The sequence below is a fragment of the Synechococcus sp. BDU 130192 genome (assembly GCF_963876085.1).
Taxonomy (GTDB): domain Bacteria; phylum Cyanobacteriota; class Cyanobacteriia; order Cyanobacteriales; family MRBY01; genus MRBY01.
On sequence record NZ_CAWNNO010000042.1, the window covers coordinates 1 to 466 of the forward strand.

Genomic DNA, 466 nt, shown 5'->3' on the forward strand with positions numbered 1-466 from the left:
ATTCCTGCTTCAAAGCCTCCCTACTGGGCGTAGCTCCACAGGATTGAACGGTCTGTCCAACCGCTACACTTCGACATGCTTCGACAAGCTCAGCAACATGCTCAGTGCTAGCTAGTCCACGATTGCGAATTACTTGACCACTGGCCACATCTCGATTGGTGGTGTAGCCACATTCTGGGCATTCATGCCGACGCATGGACAAGTCTTTTTTCACCGCTACACCACAGGATGGGCATTCCTGACTCGTGCCATTAGCAGCAACCTTTTGGAAATGCACACCACGCTTAAAGCAGACCCATCTCAATGTCTCGAGGAACTGCCCCCAACCAGCATCCAGACAATGCTTCCCCAGCATTCCTTTTGCCAGTCCTTTTAGGTTCAACTCCTCCGCAAATATCATCCCTGCTTGGTCGCAGAGATGATGGGCTAACTTACGGTGAAAATCTTTGCGTCGGTTCGCAATTCG

The 466-nt window shown here is 51.1% G+C and carries 1 protein-coding gene; it reads right to left on the reverse strand.

Going from position 1 to position 466, the window contains the following annotated elements:
• The coding region (locus tag AACT35_RS10050) for an RNA-guided endonuclease InsQ/TnpB family protein (protein WP_216820554.1) at positions 1-466 on the reverse strand (466 nt) is incomplete at both ends.